Consider the following 25,692-nt stretch of genomic DNA (forward strand, 5'->3'; position numbering starts at 1 on the left):
GCGCGCGCTCAAGGTGGCGAAGGCGGACATTCTGAGCGACGGGGCGACCTATCCGGGCGTGCCGCAGGTGGCGTGCTACTTCTTTCGCAAGGGGGCCAAGCTGGGCATCGTGCTCATCAACCGCCGCATCCCCGGCAAGTTCGGCGAGAGCGCGGAGCTCAATGGGGGGGTGGCGGGGGATGGCGTCTCGCCCGTGGTGCTGCGCGTGCCGCCCGGCTTCACCGCCGGCACCAAGTGGACGATGACAGGGGGCTTTGCAGACCACAACTCGACGGCCGCGACGGCGAGCACGCTCGCGCTTCAGAGCGCGGCGATCACCGGCCCGCTCAACGTCATCGAAACGAGCCTGCCGCCCGGCGATTGCCAGATGTTCATTCTGACGTGAGGAGATCAAGTGATGGCGCCTGATCGCGACAGCCCGACCGTCGAAGCCCTGCACCCTGAGCTCTGCCAGTGCCTGCTCACCGATGGCCGCATCGTTCCGATCACCGACTGGCTCGATGAGGAAGGAGAGGAGTGCGGCTATGAGGAGGCCGTGATCGCCATTGCCGGGCAGGATGGCGTCGGCTGGTGGCGCATTGGGCTGAGCACTTTCAGCGCGCCGCGCCTGCACTGAGATGCAACGGAACTCAGTTCCGCTGCATCCGTCCCGCGCCCGGGCATTCTAGCGACCGAACTCGGTTCGCTCACTAGCCCCCGCGCGAGGCGCGCGTATCGAGCGCTGTTGCCTCTTCGATCAGGGCCGGACAAGCTGGTTTGAGAGGGGTGTGAAACCGGCGTTTAGAGGAGCTTAAACGGGCTCGATTTCGGGGTCGAATTTTGCGCTAGAACTGGCCGATGCAGAACCTTTTGTCACGCTACAGCCGATTTCGCAAAAGTGCAATGCTGCAAAACCTTTTGTAATTTACTGCAGAACCTTTTGTCACGCTACAGCCGGGCAGGACGACATCGGCTGGTGGCGCATTGGCCTGAGCGCTTTCAGCAGCCCGTGCCTGCACTGAGATCCCCCGATCTTCTAGTGAACGAACTCGGTTCGTTCACCAGCGCTGTTGCCTCATCGATCCGGGTCGGACAAGCTGGTTTGAGAGGGGCGTGAAACCGGCGTTTAGAAGTGCTTAAACGGGTTCGGTTTCGGGGTCGAATTTCAGGCCGAAACTGGCCGATTTCGCAAAAACGCGGTGCTGCAAAACCTTTTGTAATTTACTGCAGAACCTTTTGTCACGCTACAGCTGCAAAACCTTTTGTAATTTACTGCAGAACCTTTTGTCACGCTACACCGGAGGTGCGTCACATCCTCACTGCTCGAGGCAGGCGGAACGGCTGTCTCGGGCACCACCTGAATGTGGACAAACCGGTTTCGAAAATCAAGGGGCTAGGATGTGCCCGGAGAACGGTGACATTCCCACGGCTCAAGCCCGGGTGAACGGAAAGGGTCGGGCGCGCGAGAATGATCGGCCGATGCTCAGCTCCGATGCCGCCGTGGTCACGCGGCTCTCTGCTCGCGCGGCGAATGGGACGCGGTCCGTGACATGGTTCACCGCACCGCTTGGCGAATCCCGGACGCGGCCCGCATCGAGAGCCCGTCAATCCTCGCTCACTCAGCTCTCGTTCGCATGAGGAAAAGATGGCTGGGGTGGTAGGATTCGAACCTACGATACACGGTACCAAAAACCGATGCCTTACCACTTGGCTACACCCCAACGGTGCGCGGTATTTACCCAGCGAAGTTCAGGATCGCAAGCCCCGCGGCGCAGAAAACGCGACCTTTTTTCCCGGGGGCGACACGTCCTCCCGGCGGGCTCAGAATGAAGACACCAGCCGGTGCAGCCGGGCAAGTTGCTCAAGCAGTGCGGGCATGCTGGAAAGGCTTTGCATCACGGCGCCATCCGATGGGGCGCTGGCGGGATCCTCGTGCGTCTCGAGAAAGATGCCGGAGACGCCGACCGCGACGGCGGCGCGCGCAAGGGCAGGGGCGTCCTCCCTCCGTCCCCCCGACGCATGCCCCGCGCCGCCCGGGAGTTGGACCGCGTGGGTGGCATCCATGATTACCGGGCAGCCGGTTTCGGCCATCCGCGGCAGGCCGGTCAAATCGGCCACCAGGCGGTTGTAGCCAAAGCTGCTGCCGCGCTCCGTCAGCGCGATCTGCCGCCCGCCGGCGGCCATGAGCTTGCCAACCACCTGCTCCATGTCCCAAGGCGCGAGGAACTGGCCCTTCTTCACGTTGACCGGCCGTCCCGTCGCCGCCGCCGCCGCCAGCAGATCGCTCTGGCGCGACAGGAAAGCCGGGATTTGCAGAAGATCGACCGCCTCGGCAACCTCGCCGGCCTGTTCGGGCAGGTGCAGGTCGGTCGTCACCGGAACCCCCAGCGCCTTGCGCAGATCGCGCAGGATGCCCAGCCCGGCGGCCGCGCCGGGGCCGCGTTCCGCGTCATGGGCACTTCGGTTCGCCTTGTCGAAACTGGCCTTGAACACGAAGTTCAAGCCGTTGCACGCGCAGATCTCCTGCAACGTGCCGGCGATCATCTGGGCATGGTCGGCGGATTGAAGCTGGCACGGGCCGGCGATGACGGTCAGGGGGCCGCGGGGCCCCAAAGTGCAGGCGCCTTCAAGCCCCGCGCCGAGGGTGAACCGGTGATCGGGGCGAGGTATCGTCATCGGGCGGTCAGGACGAGACCTGCTCGCGCAGGATCGACGCGGTGAGGGAGATCATCAGGTAAAGCCCCGAGAAGATGAGGAAGGCGAGAAAGGTGTTCTCGAAGGAGCGCGGATAGGTCGCCTCGTCCGGCGCCACCGGCGTTACCCCGAGCGAGAGGTAGCGCACCTGCCTGTTGGCCTCGATGCGGGCCGTCTCTAGCTGCTGCAGGGCCTGCTGCATCATCAAGGTGCGCGTCTGCAAATCGACCTCGGCCAAGCGCAGTTGCGAGGAGACGCCGGCCAGCGAGGAGGCGCTGCCGCTGCCATCGGTCATCTGCGCACGCAGATCGGCAACGACCGAGTTCAGCCGCTCGATATCGCCGCGCACGCCGTCGACCCGCGCCTCGTTGGGCCTGCGGTTCGACAGAAGTTGGTCGAGCTCGAGCCGCTTCTGGCGCAGCTGCGTCTCGAAGGTGCCGATCTGGCTCATCAGGGCGGCGCTTTCGGAGGCGGGATCGAGCACGCCGAGCTGTTCCTGGATGCGCAGGACACGCGCCTGCGAGGCGGTCATCTTGGCCTCCGCCTCCTCGAAGCTCTCGCGGGCACCCGACATCTGGTCGGCGCGCAGGCGCTGCGTGAGGTTGTCCACGCGCTCCTCGGCATAATCGATGAGGCGGCGCGAATACTCGGCGCTGAGCTCGGGGTCGGGGGCGACCACCTCCATCTTGACGATGCCTTCGGTGGGATCGTAGCCGATCTTCACCATGTCCTTGTAAAGCTTGTAGGTTTTCTCGTTGCTGGCATCCTGCGGAAGCCGCTGGATGGGATCGATCGCGGTATCGCTGAAATGGGTCTTGAAGCCCAGATCCTCGTCGAGACGCAGCATCGCATCGCGCGATTGCAGGTAGCTCTGCACCGCGATGCTGTCCTGGCTGGTTGCAAAGCCGGTGCCCGAGAAGAGCCCGCCAAGCGCGCCGCCGGAGGCGTTCTCGGCCTGCTGGATGACGAATTCCGTCTTCGTGGCATACATGGGGGTGGCGATCTTGTAGTAATACCACCCGGCAAGGAAGGTCGGCAGGATCACGAAGAAGGCAAGACGCGCCCCCAGAAGCGCGAGCTTGCGGCGCCGCCGGCGGGCGATGTCGCGCTGGATGTCGAGTATCTGCCGGCTGCGGCTGACCGGGTCGGCGTCCTTGGTGCCCGTGCGGGCAGGGGCGGCGGGTTGCGGAACGGTCTGGGGCAGTTGCGGCAGCTCGCCCTCGCTGCCCTGTTCGGGGACCACCAGCTCGAGCATGTTCGCGCGCTCGAATGGATCGATCCCCCTGGCGCGGAGCTGGCGCACGGCGTCGAGATCGGAGGTCGCGGTGATCCCGTTCTTCTGGGCAAGCCTGCGCGCCATGCGCAGCTGTCGCCCGGTCAACCCTTCCTTGCGAATCGCGGAGAGATCCGTCTCGTCCGCCACCGCCTTGGGGCTCGCAACCTGCGATTCGCGCAGCATCGCCTCGCTGGGCGCCGGAACGGTCGGAGCGGCGCTTTCGGCGGCCTCGCGCCCTGGCACGGGTGTGCCTGGTGCCGCGGTGTCCGGCCGCGCCCCCGCATCCACATCCGGGCGGCGTTCCTTGGCAGGCTCCGGCGCGCGCGCGGTCTCGTCCGCCTTGCCCGGCGCGGCCGCATGCTGCGCGCCACCCTCGGTCGGTGTGCGCTTGATGCGAAACTTCCTAGCTCTGGGTTTCATAGTCATAAAGCTGTTTCGCCTCTTCCAGCGTGTCGAACATCAGCAGTTGCCCATCGAGCAGGACCGCCGCCGAACGGCAGAACTTCTCGAGCGTTTCGGCTTGATGCGAAACCACGATCACCGTCGAGTTCTCGAGCCGCTCGCGCAGGATCTCTCCGGCTTTGCGGTTGAACTCGACATCGGTTGTCGAGGGCATGCCCTCATCGATCAGGTAGATATCGAAATCCAGCGCCAGCAGTAGCGCGAAGCTCAGGCGGCTGCGCATCCCCGCCGAGTAAGTGCCGACCGGCATGTCGAAATATTCCTCGAGACCGCAGAGCCAGCGGCAGAACGCCTCGAGGTAGTCGGGGTCGAGACCGTAGAGCCGCGCGATGAAGCGCGTGTTCTCGGTGGCCGAAAGCTTGTTGACCACCCCGCCCATGAAGCCGAGCGGAAAGGAGATGCGGCTGGTGCGCCTGATCTCTCCCTCGTCGGGCTTCTCGAGCCCGGCCATCATGTTGATCAGGGTCGTCTTGCCGGTCCCGTTCGGTGCCAGGATGCCCATGGAATTACCAAGCTCGACACGGAACGACGCCCGGTCCAGGATCACCTTGCGCTGGGATCCGGTCCAGAAGGACTTGGAAACTGCATCGAACTCGATCATCTGGCCGTCGGCCTCGAATCTTGGGGGCGGGACACGCGGCGCGGTCCGGTTCACCGTTCACTCTAGACATGCAATCCGGCGCGATTATGTCGTATCGTTGCCGAAGCGATCGCTGCTGCGTGCCGAATATGTTCAGAATATGATGCTCGCACAAGATTGGTTGCCAATGGGAAACAATCGCGCGGCCTATTTGCCGATCAGGCCCTGCGCCGATCCCGAGATCAGCCGCGCCGCATCGGCAAGCGGCCCGACGGGGGGCAGCGCCGTGCGGCAGCACAGGTAGCGCGGCTTCCAGACCGGGTCGAACTTCTCCTTGAACCGCCTGAGCCCGTCGAAATTGTAGAACCGGTCGCCATGGGCGTAGACCAGCGCGCCGAAGCGCGTCCAGAGCCCGGCCCCGCGGCGCACCGTGATCCCCGCGAAGGGCACCATTCCGAGGCTGAACTCCGCGCAGCCCTCGCGCGAGAGCTCCAGCATCAACGCGGTGAAGAGATACTCCATCACCGCCCCGGGTCCTTCGCCGCAGTGACGCATCAAATCGACCGCCGCGCTGCGGGTGCCGGCCGCCTCGAGCAGGGTGGCGAAGGCGACGATCCGCCCCTCATGGCGAACGAGCGCGATGCGGGTGCGTTGCAGGTAGGCGGGCGCGAAGGCGCCGATCGAGAAGTTCTTCTCCCGCGCCGCGCGCCCGGCAAGCCACTCATCGGAGATCTCGCGCAGGCGGGCGAGGGTCTGCGCCGAATGGGGAGGGGCCGCGATCTCGAGCGAGAGCCCGTCGCGCAGCGCGCGGTTGTAGCTGGTGCGCAGCCTCTTGCGGCTCGGGCCATCGAGGGAGAAATCGTCCAGCGAGACGATCGCTTCCTCGCCCATCTTGTGCAGGCTCAGTCCCATCTCGATCGCCTGGTCCGAAAAGCGCGACGGCGCCTCGTAGAAGACCGGCCGGGCGCCGGCGGCGCGCGCCGCGTCGGCGAAGGCCCAGGCGAGGTCGATGCAATCCTCGGGCTCGCCCGCCGGCGCGCCCAGCGCGATCCAGGAGGCGCCGCGCACCCCGTAGGAGATCACCGAGCGCCCCTCGGGGCCGAACATCAACGTCTTGTCGCCGGTCAGCAGCAGCATGTCCTGCGCCGTGCCATGCGCATCGACGATCGCGCGGGCCCTTGCCATCGCCTCGGGATCGGGGCGCTGGGCCGTCGCCCGGGCGGTGCGCAGGGCCGAGAAGACGAGGGCCGCGCTGAGCATCACCGCCGCCGTGAGGGCGCCGCGCCATGCCGCCGCCGAGGGCCGATCGTCGAGAAGCTGCCACCACATCACCGACGAGGGGACCGCGCCGCTCTGGTGCACGAGATACCACACGAGAAAGAGCGACACGAGGATCGAGACGATGAGCGCCGCCCAGCGCGCCGACCAGACACCCTGACCGAGCCTGACACGGCGGTGGAACTCATGCCGGCAGGGCAGCAGGATGAGCGTCATAACCGACAGGATCACCACGCGCTCGATGTCGCGCGTCATGCTGGCGGCCACCACGATCGACAGCACCAGCCCCGCGAGCACGATCCAGAAGGCCAGGCGTGCCCTTCGGAAGACGCTCGGGGCCAGCACCACGAGCATCGAGCCCACGATGCTGGAGATCATCGGCCCTCCCTCGACCATCGCGAGGGGCAGCACGCCCGACAGCTCCTCGGCGGTTGCATGCGGGTTGGGCAGAAGGCCGGCGAACATCATGAAGAGACCCGAGCTGAGCACCAGGGCGCCGGTCGCCACGGGGATCAGTCCGCGCCCGGCCGTCAGCACGGGCGCGAGGCCCGATACCGCCGGCAGCCGGCGTCCCGACACGGTCCAGATCTCGCTGATCGACAGGATCGCGAGGGCCAGGAGAAAAGGCAGGAGGAAATAGATCAGCCTGTAGAGCAGCAGGGCACTGACCGCGTCATTGATCGGAACGCTGGCGGGCATCGCGGCGAGCATGATGCTTTCGAAGACGCCGATGCCGCCGGGGACATGACTTGCGACACCGGCCATCGTGGCGACGGAGAAGACGGCGACGAGATTGACGAAGGACAGGCTTCCCTCGGGCAGCAGCAGGTGCAGCACGAGCGCCGCTGCGAAAACGTCGACCGCGGTGAAGACCGCGGCGCGTCCCATGTCGGGCAGGCTGGGCGCGTGCATCGAGAACTGCCCCGCCCTGAGCCGCCCCCCGCGCAAGGAGACCCAGACGAGGAAGCCCCCGATCGCGAGGGCCGCGCCGAGGGCGCCCATCCGCAGCAGGGCCGGCGCCATGTCGGTGACCGGCGCGAGCGCGGCCGGTTGCCAGGCCAGCGCGCCCAGGCCCAGCAGGGTCGCGCCGAAGCCGTAGGAGAGGGCCACGAAGCTCGAGACGGCGGCCACGTCGTAGGCATCGAGCCCCAACGCGCGGTAGATGCGGTAACGCACCGCCCCGCCCGACAGGACGCTCAGCCCGATCGTGTTGCCGAAGGCGTAGCCGAGAAACCCGCCCAGCGCGACGCCCGGAAGCGGCACGCGCCGTCCCAGATAGCGCATCGCCGACCAGTCGTATCCGATCAACGCGGCGTAGCTGACGGCCGTGGCGGCGCCGGCGGCAAGAAGGGTCGGGCCGGGCGTGGCGGCGATCTGCGCCAGGACCGCCTTCATGTCGAGGGGCGCGAGCAGCCTGTAGAGCGCGTAGGCGCCGGCAAGGAACAGGATGAGGGTCGCCAGCAGCGCGGAATGCTTGCGCAGGAGGGCCAGGTGCGAGAGTGGCTCCTGGCCGCCGCGCGCCTCGCCCTGCGCGGACGGCATGCCGGGTGCCGGCGGGATGGTTTTCTGGGGGCGCTGGCGATCATGGTGTTCCACGCGGGGCTTGTCCGTCTTGCGATGCGAAGGGCGGGGCGGGCCATCGCGCCGCTCCGTGGCCTCGTTCTGTGTCAGGCGGCGCGGCAACGCAACCGCGCTCGGGCGTCAGTCGGGCTCGAGTGCGCGGCGAACGGCTTGGCGCAGCTCCGGCAGGAGTTCGGCGGCGAACCACGGATTGGCCTTGAGCCAGGCGTTGTTGCGCCAGGAGGGATGCGGCAGGACGAAGGTTCCGGGCGCATGTTCGCGCCAGTTCATCACCGTGCGCGTCACCGGCTGGCGCAGGCCGAGATGCAGCCGGTGCGCGTATCCGCCCACCAGAACCCGCAGCCGCGGCGTTCCGATATAGGCAAGCGCGTCCGCGTGCCAGGTCGCGGCGCAGACGGGCGGCGGGGGAAGATCGGAGCCCGCCGCGTTGTAGCCGGGAAAACAGAACGCCGATGGCAGGATGGAGACACGCTCGCGGTCGTAGAACACCGCCTCGTCGATCCCGAGCCATTCGCGCAGCCGCGTGCCCGAACGATCCCAGAAAGGCGTGTTGGCCTTGTGCACCTGCAGGCCAGGCGCCTGGCTGGCAATCACGATGCGCGCGCCGGGGCGGAACCAGACGACCGGGTTGGGCGAATGGGCCGTGGCCGTGGCCGCGAACCGCCCGGCGCAGATCCGGCACCGTGCGATACGTGCCGGAAGATCGGCGTCGGTCCCCGAAGGGTCCGGCTGGCCGGGTTCGGGTGGAACGGTGCTCGGCGGATGTGCGGGTGTGGCGCTCATGGGGGTGCAGATGGCGCGGCGCCGGCGACAGGCAAGGGTCGGACGCCCCGTCCGCTGCGGCTTGCACCGCGACGGCCAAGCGCCTAACCAGCGCATCGAATGTTCCGCGAGCAAAGGCCATGACGATGTCCGCGATCCCGCCCCCAGACGAGACGCCGGAAGGTCCCGGCCAGGATGCCGCCTCGCAATCCGGCCAGGTCCATGGCCATGATCCCGAACCCGTGCCCAGCGGCGATGCCTCGGCGGGCGATCCGCCCGTTGCCGGGCATGCCGGGGCCGAGGCGGGCGCGCAAACGCCCATCGATGCCGCCCATGCGCTGATGGAGGCCGCGCCGGAGGATGACGCCGCGCGCCTTCGCTTCTATGCGCGTCTCGCAGATGCGGAGCTCTTCGTTCTGTTGCGCGCCGAATCCGAGGGGGAGCGGATCGACCCCGAGATCTTCGACACGGCCGAGGGCCGCCTCGTACCCGTCTTCGATCTGGAGGAGCGTCTTGGCGCCTTTACCGGTGCGCCCGCGCCCTACGCGGCCCTGTCGGGGCGCGCGGCGGCGATGATGCTCGAGGGGCAGGGGCTCGGGATCGCGCTCAATCCCGGCGTGGCGCCTTCCGCCATGGTGTTGCCGGCGCAGGCGATCGACTGGCTGGCCGAGACGCTGCGCGAGGCACCGGCGGAGCGCCTGGCGCGGGCCCGGGCGCTCAGTGCGCCGGGCGGGCTGCCGCAGATCCTGCTCCAGGCGCTCGACACGAAACTGGCGGGGGCGGGCGGTCTTGCGCAGATCGCCTATCTCTGCGGCGTCACCTACGAGACCGGCGCGGTGGGTCACCTCCTGGCCTTCGTCGGCGCCGCCCCCGAGGCGGAAGCGGCCCTGGCGCGCGCGGTGCGCGAGGCGCTCGTCTTCTCCGGGCTTGATGCGGGCGAGATCGATGTCGGCTTCTTCGCGCCGAGCGATCCGGTGGCCGCGCGGCTGGCGCGGACCGGGCTGCGGTTCGACCTGCCGAAGGCTCACTTGCGCACCGAGAAGCGCGACGGCGAGCGGACCGGGCCCGGTATGGACCCGCAGAAACCGCCGCGGCTGCGATAGCCGCGCGGGGTCAGTACCCGCTTTCGCGATCGACGAGGTGGTGCAGCTCCTGGCCGCCCTGGGCCCGGCGGATGTTGCGCGCGATCACCCGCGCGGCGCTTGCCGGCCGGGTTTCCGACGCGATATGCGGCGTTACGGTCACCCTTGGATGCGCCCAATAGGGATCGCCTTCGGGCAGCGGCTCGGTGCGAAAGACATCGAGCGTGGCATGGCCGATCCGTCCCTCGTCGAGCGCCGCGAGAAGGGCCGCATCGTCGATCAGCGGCCCACGTCCCGGATTGACGAGCACCGCACCCCTGGGCAGCATGGCAAGACGGCGCGCATCCAGAAGATCGCGCGTCGCCTCCGTCAGCGGCAGCAGAAGCACCAGGATCTCGGCGCGGCGCAGGACATCCTCGAGTCCGTCCTCGCCATGCCGCGTGCCGATCACGCCCAGATCCTTGGGCCCCCGCGACCACCCGGCGACGTCGAAGCCGAGCCCGGCAAGGGCACGCGCACAGGCCGCCCCCAGGACGCCCAGCCCCAGGATGCTCACCCGGCGATCCCAGGCAAGCGGCGGCGCGCCCTTGCGCCAGGTGCCGTCCTGCCCCTTGATATGGGCATCGAGACCCAGATGGTGGCGCAGGACATGCCCGCAGACCCATTCGACCATGCCCTGCGTCAGGCCCTCGTCGACCATCCGTGCGAGGGGGATTTTCAGGGTCGGATTGCCGGTGATCCCCTCGACCCCCGCCCAAAGCCCGAGCACCGCCCGGCAACGCGTGTAGGGGGTGAAATCGCGCACCGGCCCGTCCGGCGCATAGATCATGTAATCGACCTCGGCGGGATCATGGTCGCAGGCAAGCGCGACATCCAGTTGCTCGGCCTCGAAGGCGCAGGCAAGCGGTCCGCGATAGGCCTCCCACTCAGCTTGGGGCGCGGCGAAGAGAACGCGGATCATCGGCCGCGCGGCCTGTGGACATGGGCCGACTGCGCAAAGCCGAAGGCCATCAGCAGCACGAGCATGGCCGAGCCTCCGTAGCTGACGAGGGGAAGGGGCACGCCGACGACGGGAGCAAGGCCCATGACCATCGACATGTTGACGGCGAAGAAGAGGAAGAAGGTGGTTCCCACCCCGAGGGTCAGCAGGGAGCCGAAGCGGTCGCGGTTCTGCATCGCGGAGACGGCGCAAAAGAAGATGATGAGCGCATAAAGGGCAAGCAAGGAGAAGGCGCCGACGAAGCCGAACTCCTCGGCAAGGGTGGTGAAGATGAAATCGGTGTGCTTCTCGGGCAAGAAGTTCAGCCGGCTCTGCGTGCCCTGCATGTAGCCGCGCCCCGTCCAGCCGCCCGAACCGAGCGCGATCTTGGACTGCGTGATGTGATAGCCCGCCCCCAGCGGGTCGCTGGAGGGATCGAGGAAAGTGTCGATCCGACGGTACTGGTAGTCCTTGAGCAGCTGCCACGGGGTTCCGCGCGAGGTGAAGACCGCGCTGACGAGGCCGACGCCCGCGCCGATCACCGCGATGAAATACCACCAGCTCACCCCGGCCAGGAACATCACGATGCCGCCCCCCGTCACCAGCAGGATCGCGGTCCCCAGGTCGGGCTGGCGCAGCACGAGGTAGGTGGGCAGCATGATGAGGATCACCGGGATGATGACCCAGAGGGGGCGCGAGGTCTTCTTCACGTCGAGCCAGTCGTAATAGGCCGCGAGGATCATCACGAGGGTGATCTTGGTTAGCTCGGATGGCTGGAGCCGCATGAAGCCCAGATCAATCCAGCGCTGGGCGCCCATTCCGGTCGTGCCGAAGAACTCCACCAGCAGCAAGAGCCCCAGCGAGACGCCATAGGCGAGCCCGGCCATGTTGCGCCAGAACCAGATCGGCACCATCGCGATGGTTAGCATCACCGCGACACCGAGGGCGAAGCGCTTCATCTGCGGCTCGGCCCAGGGGCTCAGCGAGCCGCCGGCGACCGAGTAGAGCATCAGGAAACCGACGGAGGCGATGGCCGTAATGAGCACCAGCAGCGGCCAGTTGAGGTATAGGATCTTCGACAGGCCCGTGGGGACCGTTTTCACGTTGTATTCGAGATAGCTCATGGGCCGTCCTCAGGCGCGCGAGCGGGTATCGGTGGGGCGGAACTGCTCGCGCAGGGGCAGGGAGGCGAACATTTCCGCGATCTCCTCGCGATCGCGCTCGGGATAGCTCTCGAGCGGGGGCAGCTTGCCATGGAGCGCGAAGAGCAGGATGTCGCGGGCAACGGGCGCGGCCGCGGAGGAACCGCCACCGCCATGCTCGACGATGACCGACACGGCGACGCGCGGATTGTCGAAGGGGGCATAGCCCACGAAAAGCGCGTGATCGCGCCGCTCCCAGGGAAGATCGGCGTTGCTGGTGACGCCGCGGGCGCGCTCGGCGGCGGTGATGTTGCGGACCTGGCTCGTGCCTGTCTTGCCCGCCATGCTCAGGCTGTCATCGGCGATCCGGCTCCGGAAGGCGGTGCCGCGGCGCGAGTTCGACACCGAATGCATTCCCTTGCGCACGATGCGCAGGTGATTCTCGTTGAAGCCCAGCGGCGTCGCCCCCTCGATCGGCATCTCGACACCGTCGATCGCCTTCACGAGACGCGGCATCACCCCGGTCCCGGTCGACAGGCGCGCGGTCATCACGGCGAGCTGTAACGGCGAGGAAAGGACATAGCCCTGGCCGATCGCCGCGTTGAGGCTGTCGCCGACGCGCCAGCTCTTGCCGTAGCTGGCGGCCTTCCAGGCCTTGTCGGGCATGATCCCCCCGGTCACCGCCGACATCGGCAGGTCGAACCGCTCGCCAAGGCCGAAACGGCGTGCCGTCTCGGCGATCCGGTCGATGCCGACGCGCTGGGCGAGATCGTAGTAGTAGACGTCGCACGATTGCTGAAGGCTCTTCTCGAGATTGACATAGCCATGCCCGCCACGCTTCCAGCAATGGAAGCGCCGGTTGCCAACGGCGGTGTAACCCGGGCAGTAGACGGTGTCCTCGGGGCCGATCTCGCCCGAATCGAGCGCGGCCAGCGTGACCATCATCTTGAAGGTCGAGCCGGGAGGATAGGCACCCTGCACGGCCTTGTTCGACAGGGGGCGGTACTTGTTGCCCGTCAGCGCACCGTAATCGGCGGTCGAGATGCCGCGCACGAACTTGTTGGGATCGAAGGTGGGCGCATTGCCGACGGCCAGCAGATCGCCGTTGCGCGGGTCCATCACGACGGCCGCCGCACTGAACCCGAGCGTCAGGCGCGCATCGACGAAATTCTGCAGCCGGCTCTCGATCGTGAGCTGCATGCTCGCCCCCGGAACACCGGGATTGCGGCCCAGCTCGCGCATCACCCGCCCGGCGGCGTTGACCTCGATCTGCTTGGCGCCCGCCTTGCCGCGCAGGGTGCGCTCATACTTGGCCTCGACGCCGGTCTTGCCAATCTGGAACTTGGGGATCTGCAGGAGCGGATCGTCGTCGTCGATCTTGCTCAGATCGTAGTCCGAGACCGGACCGACATAACCGATGACATGCGCGTAATCGCTGTCGAGAGGGTAATTGCGCGTCAGTCCCACATCGGGCGTGATGCCGGGAAGGGCGGGCGCGTTGACCGACACCGTCGCCACGTCCTCCCAGCTGCGCTGATCGGTGAGGGTGACGGGCACGAAGGGCGAGCGGCGTTCCATCTCGCGCAAGGACCGCTCCAGCTCGTCCGGCGCGATGTCGATCAGCGACGTGAGCCGCGCGATCACCTCGTCCACGTCGCCGGCGTCCTCGCGCACGATGACGATGCGGTAATTCTGCGCGTTCTCGGCGAGCGGAATGCCGTTGCGGTCGAAGATGAGGCCGCGCGCCGGCGCGATCAGCCGCATGTTGATCCGGTTCTCCTCGGCCAGCAGGCGGAACTCGTCGGCCTGCTCGACCTGCATCTGCTGCATCCGCCATGTCAGGATGCCGCCGAAGCCCAGCTGCAACCCGCCGAGCACGAGGCCGCGCCGGGTGATCTTGCGGCTCGAGGCGGCCGTGTCCTTGGGCGAGCGCTTCACAGCCGGTGCCCGAGCGCGTCGACCTGTCCGGGCGCGGTCTTGCGCACCTTGAAGACGTGGGCCGTGGCACCGACGACGAGAGGATAGCTGAGCATCGAGATCACCAGTTGCAGCGAGACGAGGCCGATCGCGGGTTGATCGACGAGAAAGACCGCCAGGACGACGCCCTGTGCGAGGGTCATCACGAAAAGGACGCCGGCGACCATGAGCCATTCCACGAGAAAGGGCAGATCGCGCGAAAGATGCGCCCGGTTGCGCAGGAATTCAACCCCGAGCACGGTGATCGCCGCCCAGAGGCCGAGCGGACGCATGAAGAGAAGGTCGGCGCAGAGCGCGGCGAGCGCGATGATGCCCGGCGGGACGTAATCGGGCCGGCGCAGCACCCAGGCACAGGCCAGAAGCGTCAGGATGTCAGGGCCCGGCCATTGGTTCGGGGCGATCCGGAACGGCAGGATCTGGATGAAGATGATGATGGCGCAGACGGCGAGATAGACGATGTGATAGCGCCAGCGCCGCGAGGTGACCTGATCAACCATCGCCGGCATCCTGCGCGTCCGGCGAAGGGGTGCCGGGAAGGGCGGGGGGCGGCGGCGGCCCCTCGAGCTGCGCGGGCGGGATCACCAGCCCGCCGGGATCGCCGATCCGCTCACCGGGATGCGCCCGCAACACCCTGAGAAACTCGAGCCGCTCGTAATCGGCGGCAAGGCGCGCGCGCAGCTGGCCGCCCTTGCCCTGGACCACCTGGCCCACGAGCAGGCCCGCGGGAAAGACGCCGCCATCGCCGGAGGAGACGATGCGGTCGCCCGGCCGAATCGCCTCTGGCGTCTCGACGAAATCGAGGGGCGGCAGCGGAGAGTTGTCTCCCGCCAGGATCGCCCTCTGACCGGAGGGCTGGATCGCGACGGGGATGCGGCTGTTGCTGTCGGTCAGCAGGATCACCCTCGCCGATGTCTCGCCGACGCCCGAGATCCGTCCCACGAGGCCGAGACCGTCGGTGGTGGCCCAGCCATCCACGATCCCGTCGCGCCCCCCGATATTGATCAGGACCGACTGGCGGAAGGGCGAGCCGCTATCGGCGAGCACGACCCCGGTGATATAGGTCAGCGAGGCATCGAGGCGCACTTTGTTGAGATCGAGCAGCTTGGCGTTCTGCTGCTCGAGCTGCAGCGCCGCCTCCTTCCAGGCCTTCATCTGCTGAAGCTCGCGGCGCAGCTCCTGGTTCTGCTCGTAGATGCGGGTATAACTTTGGAAATCCTCGATCATCCCGGCGATCTGGGTGACGGGGACGAGGGCCCAGTCGAAGGAGGGCACAACGCGGTCGATCACCGCGGCGCGCATCCGCTCGGCGCGCGGGCTGTCGATGCGCCAGAACAGGAATATGGCGATCAGCGCCATGACCATGGCACCGATCACGATACGCCTGACGGGGCGGGTGAACTGGTCGCTCTCGCGCTTTTCCCTGGCCATTTCCGTTCCCGGGTCTGGATCGCGCCATGCCGCGGGGCGGTGGCGTCAGCTTTCGTAGTCGATGACGTGACGCAGTTGCTTCTCGTATTCGAGCGCCTTGCCGGTGCCGAGCGCGACGCAGTTCATCGTCTCGTCGGCAACGGACACCGCAAGGCCGGTCTGCTCGCGCAGCGCAAGATCGAGATCACCCAGAAGCGCGCCGCCACCCGTCAGCATGACGCCGCGGTCGACGATATCGGCGGCCAGGTCCGGAGGCGTCGCCTCGAGCGCGGTCATCACCGCCTCGCAGATCGCCTGCACGGGCTCGGCAAGGGCCTCGGCGACCTGCGCCTGGTTGATCTCGGTCTCCTTCGGCACGCCGTTGAGAAGGTCGCGCCCGCGGATCTGCAGCGAGGCACCGCGCCCGTCATCGGGCATCCGGCTGGTGCCGATGGTGGTCTTGATGCGCTCGGCCGTTGCCTCCCCGATCAGCAGGTTCTGTTGACGGCGAAGGTAGCTCACGATCGCCTCGTCCATCCGGTCGCCGCCCACACGCACCGAGCGGGCATAGACGATGTCACCAAGCGACAGGACGGCCACCTCGGTCGTGCCGCCGCCGATATCGACGACCATGTTGCCCGTGGGATCGGTGATCGGCATGCCGGCGCCGATGGCCGCCGCGATCGGCTCGGCGATGAGACCCGCGCGCCGCGCCCCCGCGCTCAGCACCGACTGGCGGATCGCGCGCTTCTCGACCGGTGTGGCGCCGTGGGGCACGCAGACGATGATCTTGGGCTTGGAGAAGGTCGTGCGCTTGTGAACCTTGCGGATGAAATGCTTGATCATCTCCTCGGCCACGTCGAAATCGGCGATCACGCCCTCGCGCATGGGCCGGATCGCCATGATCGAGCCCGGGGTGCGGCCCAGCATCAGCTTGGCGTCCTCGCCCACGGCAAGAACCTGCTTGCGGCCGTCCTTGACGTGATAGGCGACCACCGAGGGCTCGTTGAGGATTATGCCGCGTCCCTTTACGTAGACGAGCGTATTGGCGGTCCCCAGATCGATCGCCATGTCAGAGGAAAAGAGTCCCGTGAAACTGCTCATTACCCGTGCCCGTCCCTCTGGCCTTGTGTGAAGCTTCCGATTGCCCGCCGGGGTGATAGTGCGGACCGCCTCCGTCTACACAGCCCACCTGCCGAAAAAAAGGGGCTATGCGCCCCGATCTCGGCGCGATCCTGCCACGAGCGCCGAGAGAAGGTCCAGACGCGCCGGCGCGATTGTCCGAACTTCGTGGCCTCCGGCGGGGAGGGACGCAGTGCACCCGCCCGCGAGCGGGGCGGGCGGACACCGAGCGTCCTCAGCCCGCGTCGTGGTAGTTGACCGTCTTGCGATCGGTATCCTCCGCGCTGGTGCCGCGCTTGACCAGGAGCCGGTTCAGCGCGCTGATATAGGCGCGCGCCGATGCGACCACGGTATCGGTATCGGCCGACTGGCCGGTGACGATGCGGCCCTTCTCCTCGAGCCTGACGGTCACCGTTGCCTGCGCGTCCGTGCCTTCGGTGACGGCGTGCACCTGGTAGAGCTGCAACTGCGCATCGTGGCTCACCAATGCCTTGAGCGCGTTGAAGGCCGCGTCGACCGGGCCGTCGCCCTCCGCCTTGATCTGCTTCTGGGCGCCGTCGATGACGAGGGTCATCTCGGCCGTGCGGGGGGCTTGCGTGCCGCAGACGACCTGCAGGGAGGCGAGGCTTATCCGGTCCTCGCTCGCGGCGGACTGATCGCGCATGAGGGCGTGGAGGTCATCCTCGAAAACCTCCTTCTTGCGGTCCGCAAGGGCCTTGAAGCGCACGAACACGTCCGAAAGCTGGTTGTCCTCGAGCGCGTAGCCGAGCTCGGAGAGCTTGCTGCGCAACGCCGCGCGTCCCGAATGCTTGCCGAGCACGAGGCTGGTATCCTTGAGCCCGACATCGGAGGGGCGCATGATCTCGAAGGTCTCGGCATTCTTGAGCATTCCGTCCTGATGGATGCCCGACTCGTGCGCGAAGGCGTTCTTGCCCACGATCGCCTTGTTGAACTGCACCGGGAAGCCCGACACCGTGGCCACGCGGCGCGAGATGTTCATGATCTTGGTCGTGTCGATGCCGGTCTTCCACGGCATGATGTCGCCCCGCACCTTGAGCGCCATCACGACCTCCTCGAGCGCGGTGTTGCCGGCGCGCTCGCCCAGGCCGTTGATAGTGCACTCGATCTGCCGGGCGCCGCCCGCCACGGCCGCGAGGCTGTTGGCGGTCGCCATGCCGAGGTCATTGTGGCAATGGGTGGCGAAGATGACATCCGGGGCGCCGTCGACCTCGGCGATGAGGCGGCGGATCAGCTCGGCACTCTCGGCGGGCGCGGTATAGCCCACGGTGTCGGGGATGTTGATGGTGGTGGCGCCCGCCTTGATGGCGATCTCGACCACGCGCTTGAGATAATCCCATTCGGTGCGCGTGGCATCCATCGGGGACCATTGCACGTCGGGGCACAGGTTGCGCGCGTGGGTCACGGTCTCGTGGATCCGCTCGGCCATCTGGTCCTGGTCGAGATTGGGGATCGCGCGGTGGAGCGGCGAGGTGCCGATGAATGTATGGATGCGCGGATGGCGCGCCTCGCGCACCGCCTCCCAGCACCGATCGATGTCCTTGAAATTGGCGCGCGAGAGCCCGCAGATCGCGGCGTTGCGCGACAGTTTCGCGATGTCGCGGACCGCCTCGAAATCGCCCTGGCTGGCGATCGGAAAGCCTGCCTCGATGATGTCGACACCCATCTCGTCCAGCATCCCGGCGATCTCGAGCTTCTCGGAATGGCTCATCGTGGCGCCCGGCGACTGCTCGCCATCGCGCAAGGTGGTGTCGAAGATGAAGACGCGGTCTTGCGTGGCGGCGGGGCGGGCGGTCTCGTCTGTCATGAACTTGTCTTTCTCGTCATCTGCCAGGGCCTTCGGCGCTGCGCGCGATCGGCTGGCATGTTCCGGCGGGGTGGGGGGGTGTTCGGCGCTGTGACCCTCCGAGCGGTCGCGCCGACAGGCACGCTCAGAGGTGACCGAGACGCAGCAGCAGACCATCGAGGGCGATATGAAGAGAACGCGTGGTCATAAAGCGCATGATACCCGGCATCGGCGAAAAGGAAAGCCCGGAAATTGCGCCGGCAGGCCAAGGCGGAGCCCGCCCCGCCCACGCATCCCGCCCACGCTCCCGCCCACGCATCCCGGACCCGGCCCGCGACGCATGGTCGACGGGGTCGGCATGGCCCGCGACGCGCATGTTGACCGCACCGCGCGGGCCGCTAGCTCGCATGTCATGGAACATGACAAGAAACTGGCGCTCGTGACGGGCGCGGCCGGTGTGATCGGGCGGGGAATCGTCGCCCATCTCCTGGCCAATGGATGGCGGGTGGCCGCGCTCGACCGCGACGCTGCCGCCCTGGCGGAGCTTCCTTCGGATCCGCATATGCATACGGTCACGGCCGATATCCGCGACGAGGGCGCGGTCGAGCAGGCCGTGGCGCAGGCGGCCGGGGACGGCGCGCTGCATCTGCTGGTCAACAATGCCGGCATCAGCGATCCGCAAAGCGGGCCGCTCGACACGCTGCCGGCGGCGCAGTGGCAGCGCTGGATCGACACGAACCTGACCGGCGCGATGCTGATGAGCCGCGCCTGCACCGGGGCGCTGCGGCGTGCAGGCGGGGCAATCGTCAACGTCACCTCCACCCGCGCGGCGATGTCCGAGCCCGACTGCGAGGCCTACGCGGCCGCGAAGGGCGGGCTCGTGGCGCTGACCCATGCGATGGCGATCAGCCTGGGACCGGATGTGCGCGTCAACGCGGTGGCGCCCGGCTGGATCGCGGCGCGGGACAGCGATCTGCGGGGCGTGGATCATGAACAGCATCCCGTCGGCCGCGTCGGGCGCGCCGAGGATGTCGCCGAAGCGGTGCTTTACCTGGCGCAGGCCGGGTTCGTCACCGGGCAGGAGCTGACCGTCGATGGCGGCATGACGCGCAAGATGATCTATGCGCATTGATCCGGTCCGGGGCGGCTCGGGATGAGTGCCGGGGCGCCCCGCGCGCTGGTCATCGGTGCCTCGGGGGGCATCGGCGCGGCGCTGGCGAACGCTCTGGCCGATCCCGCCGGGGGCGCGGGAAGCCGCTTCGAGGTCACGCGCCTCTCGCGGCGCGAGGACGGGTTCGAGATCACCGATCCCCGAAGCGTTTCGCGGCACCTGAATGCGCTGGAGGGGCCATATGCGGCGATCTTCATCGCCACGGGCCGCCTTGCCGCCACGGGAGCCCGGCCCGAGAAATCACTCGGCGCGATCGACGCCGATGCCATGACCGCGCTCTTCGCGGTCAATGCCGTCGGCCCGGCCTTGGTGCTGGCACGCCTCGCGCCGCTGCTCCCGCGAAGCGAGCGCGCCGTCATCGGTGTTCTCTCGGCGCGGGTCGGCTCGATCGGGGATAACAGGTTGGGCGGCTGGCATTCCTACAGGGCCTCCAAGGCGGCCCTGAACCAGGTGATCCGCGGGGCCGCGATCGAGCTGCGCCGCCAGCGCCCCGGCGCGATACTCGCCGCCCTGCATCCCGGCACGGTCGAGACATCGTTCACGGCCGATTACACCCGCGACAAGCTCGCTCCCGAGGAGGCCGCGCGCCGTCTGCTGGCAGTCTGCGCAGGCTTGCGGCCCGAGCAGACGGGCGGCTTCTTCGACCACCGCGGTGAAGTGGTGCCCTGGTAGCGAGGCCGGGGCGGTTCTGGTGCGAATGGGCCTGGAAGGGGTCCCGGAGCCCGAAGGCTCAAGGGCGCGCGCACGGGCGGAGCGGCGGGGATATTCCGCCCCCGCCCGGCGGCCGCTTCGCTCAGCCCTCGTGCGCGGCGCGGCTGTCGGCCGGAGCCTGCGCCCGGTCGTTCTTGCCGTAATCGCGCAGCACATGGGCCACGCGCAGTCGGTAATCGGCGAAGACATCGCCGCGCCCGCGCGCTTGTGCCCCGCGATGCGCATCGAGCGCACGCCAGTGGTCGACCGCCGCCTCGTCCTCGAAGAAGGAGATCGACAGAAGCTTGCCCGGGGTCGTCAGGCTCTCGAAGCGCTCGACGGAGATGAATCCCTCGATCTCCTCGACCATGGGCCGCATCACGGCGGCGATATCGAGATAGTCCTCGCGTTTGCCCGGTGCCGGGACCACCTCGAAGATGATCGCGATCACTGCCCGGTGCCTTCGGGGGTTCCATCCCCCGCCGCGCCCTCTTGCGGGGGCGCCTCCGGCGTCAGGAGCACGCCGGGCGCGTCCGTCTCCTCCGCCGCTCCGGCTTCCTCGGCATCACCGCCATTCGCCGCCGCGCCGCCGGTTTCGCCATCGGCTTCCCCGGCATTTCCGCCGGCCTCGGTATCCGCGTCGTCCTGCGGACGGGTCAGCGCGCCATCGCTCCACTCGCCCGACGCCTCCTCGCCGCTGGCATAGCGGATCGTGCCTTCGCCCTGGCGCTTCCCGGCGACGAAATTCCCCTCATAGACATCGCCATTGGCATAGGTCGCCACGCCGCGCCCGTGGATCTCGCCATCCTGCCACTCGCCGACATAGCCGAAGCCATCGGCCATCGTGATCTCGCCGCGCCCCGAGCGCACACCGTTCTCGAACCCGCCCTCGTAGACCGATCCGTCCGCATAGGTCGCCACGCCCTCGCCGTGACGCTGCCCCTCGCGCCAATCCCCGACATAGCTGTAGCCGTCGGGATAGCGCATCGTGCCCTGGCCGTGATTCTGGGCGTTCTTGAACCCGCCCTCGTAGCTCATCCCGTTGGCATAGGTGGCGCGGCCCTCTCCCTCGATCACCCCGAGCACCCACTGGCCCTCGTAGGTGTTGCCGTCCGGATAGGTGATCTTGCCACGGCCATCCGCGAGATCGTCCTTGAACGTTCCCTCGTAGACCGAGCCGTCGGGATAGGTGACGGTGCCCGTGCCCTCGATGCGGCCGGCCACCCAATCGCCCGTATAGCTGTAGCCATCGGTTCCGGTGAAGGTGCCGGTGCCCTCGCGGCGATCGTCCACGAAGCCGCCCTCGTAGATGTCACCATTGGCATAGGTCACGCGTCCCTCGCCCTGGCGTTCGCCGGCTTCCAGCGCGCCCTCGTAGATATCGCCGTTGGGCTGGGTCAGGGTGCCGGTGCCGGTGATCTCGCCATCGGACCAGTCGCCCTCGTAGACAAGGCCGTCCGGCATCTCGAGCCGGCCGCGCCCCGAACGCTTGCCATCCACCAGCGCACCTTCGTAGATCGCGCCGTCGGGATAGGTGATGGTGCCGGTGCCCTCCTTGGCGCCGTTCACCCATTCGCCGTCATAGACATAGCCGCCGGGGCTCTCCATCCGGCCCAGCCCGTGATGCAACGCGTTGCGAAAGCCGCCCTCGTAGCGCACGCCATTGGCATAGAGCGCGACGCCCTCGCCATTGATCTTGCCGTCGGACCAGTCGCCCTCGTAGGTGCCGCCATCGGCGAAGGTGATCTTGCCCAGCCCCTCGGGCTTGCCCTTCGCGAACTCCCCCTCGTAGATCGAGCCATTGGGAAAGCGGGCCGTGCCGGTGCCGCGGATCTCGCCTTCCACCCACTCGCCGACATATTCGTATCCGTTCGGAAGTCTGTAGGTGCCGCGCCCGTGCTGCTTGCCGTCCTTGAAGGTGCCCTCGTAGACGCCGCCATCCTCGTATTGCTTGGTGACGACCTCGCCTTCCGCCTGCGCCAATGCGCTGCCTGCCGCCAGGCTGGCCACGACAACGGCGCCGATCAGGTTGCTTGGCTGATGCACGACTTGCTCCCATCCCGCTTGAAAGCGGTATTTTTACAGGTATCTGGTTCAGCGCAAACCTAACCACGGCCCCGGCGGCCCGCAACGCTTTTCGCCCCGCGCGGGGCGCGGCGCGCTTTTCATCGCCGGGGCTTGTGCTAAGCCGGGTCCAACCGCAAAGGAGCCGTGATGACCGCCCGTTTCCGACTGACCCTCGCCCAGATCAATCCGACCGTCGGCGACCTTGATGGCAACGCCGCCCTGGCCCGCGAGGCGCATGGCGCGGCGCGCGAAGCGGGTGCCGACATGCTGGCGCTGCCGGAGATGTTCATCACCGGCTACCAGGTGCAGGACATGGTGCAAAAGCCGGCTTTCACCACCGCCGCAATGGATGCCATCGAGCGGTTGGCGCGCGATTGCGCCGATGGGCCGGCGATCGGGATCGGGGGGCCTTACGCCTACGGAACCGAGCTTTACAACGCCTACTGGATCCTCGAGGGAGGCGCGGTGAAGGCGCGTGTGCTGAAACACTGGCTGCCCAATTACAATGTCTTCGACGAAAAGCGGATCTTCTCCGCCGGACCGCTCAGCGGGCCCTACAGCGTCGGCCCGCTGCGCATCGGCACCCCGATCTGCGAGGATGCCTGGCACGAGGACGTGGCCGAGACCCTCGCCGAGAGCGGCGCGCAAATGCTCCTCGTGCCCAACGGCTCGCCATATTTCCGCGGCAAATTCGACATCCGCATGAGCCACATGGTCGCCCGGACCGTCGAGACCGGCCTGCCGCTCGTCTATCTCAACATGACCGGCGGGCAGGACGACCAGGTCTTCGATGGTGGCAGCTTCGTGCTCAACCCGCACGGCGCCCTCGCCATGCAGCTGCCGCTTTTCGAGGACACGGTCGCACATGTCGATTTCGAGGAGAGCCCCGAGGGCTGGCAGGCGGTGCCGGGCGAGAGGGCGGTCTTCCCCGATGTCTGGGAGCAGGATTACCGGGTGATGGTCACGGCGCTGCGCGACTATTGTGTCAAGAGCGGGTTCGAGCGGGTTCTGCTGGGAATGTCCGGCGGGGTGGACAGCGCGCTCGTGGCGGCCATCGCGGCCGATGCGCTGGGACCGTCCAATGTACGCTGCGTGATGTTGCCATCCGAGTTTACCTCGCAAAGTTCGCTCGATCATGCTGCCGAGGCCGCGCGGGCGCTGGGCTGCCATATCGACAATTTGCCGATCGAGGGGCCGCGCGCGGCGATCACCGAGGCACTGGCGCCGCTCTTCGAAGGGCATCCCGAGGGGCTTGCCGAGGAGAACGTGCAAAGCCGTCTGCGCGGGCTCCTCCTGATGGCCCTGTCCAACAAGTTCGGCGAGATGCTCCTGACCACCGGCAACAAGTCCGAGGTCGCGGTCGGGTATGCGACGATCTACGGCGACATGGCGGGGGGCTACAACCCGATCAAGGATCTCTACAAGACCCGCGTCTTCGAGACCTGCCGCTGGCGCAATGCCAATCACCGCGACTGGATGAAGGGCCCGGGGGGCGAGGTGATCCCCGCCGCGATCATCGACAAGCCGCCCTCGGCGGAATTGCGTGCCGATCAGAAGGACGAGGACAGCCTGCCGCCCTACGCGGTGCTCGACGCGGTGCTCGAGGCGCTGATCGACCGGGAGGAAAGCGTGGCCGAACTGATCGCAGCGGGCCATGACCCCGACATGCTGCGCAAGGTCGAGCATCTGATCCTGAGCAGCGAGTACAAGCGGTTCCAGTCGGCCCCCGGCGCGCGGCTGACCCCGCGGGCCTTCTGGCTCGACCGCCGCTACCCGATCGTCAACCGCTGGCGCGAGAGCTAGGGCAGGCTCCGAGGAGAGCCGCGCCGCGCCCGCCCAGCCGCCAATTCGGCGCCCGTCATGCTCAGGGCCGCAGCGTTCCCGGCAGTCCCAGCCTGACACGGCCGCCGCGCCCCGGCGCGGCCGGCTCGATCACGAGATAGCCGCCGCGCGCCTCCAGCAGCCGCGCCACGGCCGCGAGGCCGAACCTGCGCCCCGAACCCGTCTGCTCGTCCGGCTCGCCGGCGCCGCCGGTGCCGGGCGGCGGCGCGGGCCGATCGTCCGGCGCGAAGCCGGGGCCGTCATCCTCGACCCTCAGCTCGATGCGCCGGGGCAGGCTCGAAAGATCGCAGGTGAGCGCGATCCGCACATGCGTGCGCGAGAAGCGCAGCGCGTTGTCGAGCAGGTTGTGCAGGGCGCGGCGCAGCAGCACGGGGTCGGTCTCCACGCGGGCGGTCGGCCATTTGACGGTCCTGCGCCCACCGGGATCGAGCTGCAGCAGCAGATCGCGGCACAGGGGATCGAGATCGACGATCTCCGGGGGCGTCTGCCCCAGGTCGAGCGCGTCGATCCGGTCCATGATCGCGTCGATCTCGTCGAGGCCCTTGCGCGCGGCCGATCCGCACAGGCCGAGCATCGTCGCGGGATCGGGGGCCGTGACCGCCGGCGTTTCGGCAAGCCTCGCGAGGGAGACGATATTGGCGAGCGGGCTGCGCAGATCATGGGCGGCCAGCCCCGTCAGATCGCGCAGCTCGGCATTGAGGCCCGCAAGGCGGCTGATCTGGGCGGCATCGCCGAGGGCACGGTGCCGGTAATCGGTAAGCTCGGCCAATACGGCCGTCAGGCGCGGGCGGTTATCTGGCGTTCGAGGCATCTCGCGCAGCTGAACCTTCCACCAGGATTCGCGCCCGCCGATCGCCATCGTCTCCTCGAAGGCATGAACGCCGCCCTGCGCGGCGCACCGGCCCAGCTGCATCGCGAGCGCGGCCGCAAGGCGCGGCGCGAAGGCATCCTCGAGCGGAAGGTTCCAGACCTCGCTTGCCTCGCGCCCGCAGATGCGGCGCCAGACATCGTTGAGATGCAGGACCCTGAAGGCGCCGGGCGCGGTCTGCTCGATCAGCGCGGCGGGGGGGGCGAGGGCGTCGAGCGCCGCGCGCATGGCATCCAGTGCCGCGGCATCCCCGGCCATCCGGTCTGCAGGTTCGCGTATCTCGCGCATCGATTTCTCCCATGCGGTCCGGGGGAGGGGCGTAGCAGGACGGCCCGCCGCGGCGGCGCGCTTGCGCCGACACGCGCACCATCGCCCGATGATGTGGCCAAACCGTTAAGCGGCGCGCCCCGCCCGGCGCGGCGTCAGGTCCACCATTCGTCGATGCGGGCGATCTGCGCGTCGCTCCAGCCGAAATGATGGGCCAGCTCATGCACCAGCACATGCGCGACGAGCGCCTTGAGCGTGACATCCCCGCGTGCGGCCCATTCGTCGAGTATGGGCCGGCGAAAGAGCCAGATCGCATCCGGCCGCAGGGGCTGCTCGCTCACCGATTTCTCGGTCAGCGGGATCCCGTCATAAAGGCCGGTCAGCTCGAACGCGTCGTCGATCTCCATCTCGGCGAGCATCTGCTCGTCGGCGAAATCCTCGATCCTGAGCGCGACCGCGCGGGCGGCCTTGGCGAAGGGCCCCGGCAGATCCTCGATCGCGGCGCGGGCGAGGGCGGCGATATCCTCGCAGGAGGGCGCCACGCGGTCATGATGGTCCGGGCTCATATCCGCCTTCTAGCGCGCGGTGCATGCCTCTGGCCAGAGCGATCGGCGCGGGTGGATTCTGGACAAAGGGGCGCGCCTCTGGGACAAGCGGCGCGC

General features: G+C 67.8%; 22 protein-coding genes and 1 tRNA gene. 6 read left to right on the forward strand and 17 right to left on the reverse strand.

Annotation, left to right across the window (positions count from 1 at the left end; translation table 11 throughout):
• Window positions 1-385: hypothetical protein (locus tag PMES_RS04625; protein ID WP_159964357.1), on the forward strand; the 385-nt coding region annotated here is incomplete at its 5' end.
• 9 nt (window positions 386-394) lie between these two features.
• Window positions 395-616: a hypothetical protein gene (locus PMES_RS04630; protein WP_159964358.1), complete on the forward strand. Its 222-nt coding sequence runs from the start codon at window positions 395-397 to the stop codon at window positions 614-616.
• Window positions 617-1,625: 1,009 nt separating this feature from the next.
• On the opposite strand, the gene PMES_RS04635 is transcribed toward PMES_RS04630, so the two are convergent.
• The 6 genes from PMES_RS04635 to PMES_RS04660 form a co-directional block, all read right to left on the reverse strand.
• Window positions 1,626-1,700, reverse strand: a tRNA-Gln gene (locus PMES_RS04635).
• Between the two features lie 100 nt (window positions 1,701-1,800).
• A complete protein-coding gene (gene kdsA / locus PMES_RS04640) occupies window positions 1,801-2,655 on the reverse strand; it encodes a 3-deoxy-8-phosphooctulonate synthase (protein WP_159964359.1) in 855 nt (284 codons plus the stop codon).
• Between the two features lie 7 nt (window positions 2,656-2,662).
• Window positions 2,663-4,375, reverse strand: a complete 1,713-nt coding sequence (locus PMES_RS04645; RefSeq protein ID WP_159964360.1) for a capsule biosynthesis protein — start codon at window positions 4,373-4,375, stop codon at window positions 2,663-2,665.
• On the reverse strand, window positions 4,353-5,012 hold the full coding sequence (locus PMES_RS04650; protein ID WP_159964361.1) for an ABC transporter ATP-binding protein: 660 nt from the start codon (window positions 5,010-5,012) through the stop codon (window positions 4,353-4,355). The genes PMES_RS04645 and PMES_RS04650 overlap by 23 nt, the downstream gene beginning before the upstream one ends.
• Window positions 5,013-5,198: 186 nt before the next feature.
• Window positions 5,199-7,865, reverse strand: a complete 2,667-nt coding sequence (gene mprF, locus PMES_RS04655) for a bifunctional lysylphosphatidylglycerol flippase/synthetase MprF (RefSeq protein WP_159964362.1) — start codon at window positions 7,863-7,865, stop codon at window positions 5,199-5,201.
• Window positions 7,866-7,970: 105 nt separating this feature from the next.
• Window positions 7,971-8,633 (reverse strand): uracil-DNA glycosylase family protein, encoded by a 663-nt coding sequence (locus PMES_RS04660; RefSeq protein ID WP_159964363.1) that lies wholly within the window; start codon window positions 8,631-8,633, stop codon window positions 7,971-7,973.
• 320 nt (window positions 8,634-8,953) lie between these two features.
• On the opposite strand from PMES_RS04660, the gene PMES_RS04665 reads away from it, so the two are divergent.
• On the forward strand, window positions 8,954-9,715 hold the full coding sequence (locus PMES_RS04665; RefSeq protein ID WP_159964421.1) for an SseB family protein: 762 nt from the start codon (window positions 8,954-8,956) through the stop codon (window positions 9,713-9,715).
• Window positions 9,716-9,725: 10 nt separating this feature from the next.
• Here the strand turns inward: PMES_RS04665 and PMES_RS04670 are convergent, their stop codons facing one another.
• The 7 genes from PMES_RS04670 to PMES_RS04700 form a co-directional block, all read right to left on the reverse strand.
• Window positions 9,726-10,655, reverse strand: a complete 930-nt coding sequence (locus PMES_RS04670) for a 2-hydroxyacid dehydrogenase (RefSeq protein ID WP_159964364.1) — start codon at window positions 10,653-10,655, stop codon at window positions 9,726-9,728.
• Entirely contained in the window at window positions 10,652-11,797 is a 1,146-nt protein-coding gene (rodA, locus tag PMES_RS04675; protein WP_159964365.1) for a rod shape-determining protein RodA, read from the reverse strand. The genes PMES_RS04670 and rodA overlap by 4 nt, the downstream gene beginning before the upstream one ends.
• Window positions 11,798-11,806: 9 nt before the next feature.
• Window positions 11,807-13,753 (reverse strand): penicillin-binding protein 2, encoded by a 1,947-nt coding sequence (mrdA, locus tag PMES_RS04680; RefSeq protein ID WP_159964366.1) that lies wholly within the window; start codon window positions 13,751-13,753, stop codon window positions 11,807-11,809.
• Entirely contained in the window at window positions 13,750-14,289 is a 540-nt protein-coding gene (locus PMES_RS04685) for a rod shape-determining protein MreD (RefSeq protein WP_159964367.1), read from the reverse strand. Before PMES_RS04685 ends, mrdA begins: the two co-directional genes overlap by 4 nt.
• Window positions 14,282-15,220 carry a rod shape-determining protein MreC gene (gene mreC / locus PMES_RS04690; protein WP_159964368.1) on the reverse strand — a complete coding sequence of 313 codons (939 nt, stop codon included), beginning with the start codon at window positions 15,218-15,220 and terminating at the stop codon, window positions 14,282-14,284. Before mreC ends, PMES_RS04685 begins: the two co-directional genes overlap by 8 nt.
• Before the next feature lie 45 nt (window positions 15,221-15,265).
• Window positions 15,266-16,303: a rod shape-determining protein gene (locus PMES_RS04695; RefSeq protein WP_159964369.1), complete on the reverse strand. Its 1,038-nt coding sequence runs from the start codon at window positions 16,301-16,303 to the stop codon at window positions 15,266-15,268.
• A gap of 253 nt (window positions 16,304-16,556) precedes the next feature.
• The gene (locus PMES_RS04700) at window positions 16,557-18,146 is read right to left on the reverse strand and encodes a 2-isopropylmalate synthase (protein ID WP_159964370.1); all 1,590 of its coding nucleotides are present in this window, start codon (window positions 18,144-18,146) and stop codon (window positions 16,557-16,559) included.
• A 319-nt stretch (window positions 18,147-18,465) separates the two neighbouring features.
• Here PMES_RS04700 and PMES_RS04705 point away from each other — a divergent pair, with 319 nt between their 5' ends.
• Window positions 18,466-19,257, forward strand: a complete 792-nt coding sequence (locus PMES_RS04705) for an SDR family oxidoreductase (RefSeq protein WP_236549699.1) — start codon at window positions 18,466-18,468, stop codon at window positions 19,255-19,257.
• A 21-nt stretch (window positions 19,258-19,278) separates the two neighbouring features.
• Window positions 19,279-19,968, forward strand: coding sequence for an SDR family NAD(P)-dependent oxidoreductase (locus PMES_RS04710; RefSeq protein WP_159964371.1), 690 nt, complete (start codon window positions 19,279-19,281; stop codon window positions 19,966-19,968).
• A gap of 121 nt (window positions 19,969-20,089) precedes the next feature.
• On the opposite strand, the gene PMES_RS04715 is transcribed toward PMES_RS04710, so the two are convergent.
• On the reverse strand, window positions 20,090-20,437 hold the full coding sequence (locus PMES_RS04715) for an antibiotic biosynthesis monooxygenase family protein (protein ID WP_159964372.1): 348 nt from the start codon (window positions 20,435-20,437) through the stop codon (window positions 20,090-20,092).
• Complete coding sequence (locus PMES_RS04720; RefSeq protein WP_236549700.1) at window positions 20,434-22,032, reverse strand: MORN repeat-containing protein; 1,599 nt, start codon at window positions 22,030-22,032, stop codon at window positions 20,434-20,436. The genes PMES_RS04715 and PMES_RS04720 overlap by 4 nt, the downstream gene beginning before the upstream one ends.
• A 168-nt stretch (window positions 22,033-22,200) precedes the next feature.
• On the opposite strand from PMES_RS04720, the gene PMES_RS04725 reads away from it, so the two are divergent.
• Complete coding sequence (locus tag PMES_RS04725; RefSeq protein WP_159964373.1) at window positions 22,201-23,856, forward strand: NAD+ synthase; 1,656 nt, start codon at window positions 22,201-22,203, stop codon at window positions 23,854-23,856.
• 61 nt (window positions 23,857-23,917) lie between these two features.
• Here the strand turns inward: PMES_RS04725 and PMES_RS04730 are convergent, their stop codons facing one another.
• Window positions 23,918-25,051 carry a sensor histidine kinase gene (locus PMES_RS04730; protein ID WP_159964374.1) on the reverse strand — a complete coding sequence of 378 codons (1,134 nt, stop codon included), beginning with the start codon at window positions 25,049-25,051 and terminating at the stop codon, window positions 23,918-23,920.
• A gap of 134 nt (window positions 25,052-25,185) precedes the next feature.
• Window positions 25,186-25,596, reverse strand: a complete 411-nt coding sequence (locus tag PMES_RS04735) for a metallopeptidase family protein (RefSeq protein ID WP_159964375.1) — start codon at window positions 25,594-25,596, stop codon at window positions 25,186-25,188.
• Between the last annotated feature and the right edge of the window lie 96 nt (window positions 25,597-25,692).

The sequence above is a fragment of the Profundibacterium mesophilum KAUST100406-0324 genome (genome assembly GCF_009835145.1).
Taxonomy (GTDB): Bacteria; Pseudomonadota; Alphaproteobacteria; order Rhodobacterales; family Rhodobacteraceae; genus Profundibacterium; species Profundibacterium mesophilum.